This is a genomic window from Bacillus sp. SIMBA_154, from assembly GCF_046536015.1.
GTDB classification, from domain to species: domain Bacteria; phylum Bacillota; class Bacilli; order Bacillales; family Bacillaceae; genus Bacillus; species Bacillus pumilus_P.
Map to the genome: position 1 here is coordinate 1 of NZ_JAWJBV010000411.1, position 257 is coordinate 257.

Consider the following 257-nt stretch of genomic DNA (forward strand, 5'->3'; position numbering starts at 1 on the left):
CTCTCGGGTCGGGATCGGTGACGTCCGCTGCAGTTGCTACCACGGGTGTTACGCTTAACGGGACGACATATAGTTTCGCGGGCTCAACCCCCAGTTCGACGGTGAGTGTAGGCGCTACTGGCGCAGAAAGAACAATTACGAATGTCGCCGCAGGCCGGATTACCGCGGCGAGCACTGATGCGGTCAATGGATCACAGCTTTACGCTACGAATCAGGCGTTAACGGCAGTCGGATCGAGTGTGACTAGCCTTTCTACG

General features: G+C 57.2%; 1 protein-coding gene. It reads left to right on the plus strand.

Translation table 11 applies throughout. The annotated features are described in order from the left end of the window. Window positions 1-101 precede the first annotated feature (101 nt). Window positions 102-257, plus strand: a 156-nt coding sequence (locus R0K30_RS22580) for a hypothetical protein (RefSeq protein ID WP_410613153.1), incomplete at its 3' end; no start/stop codon positions are given.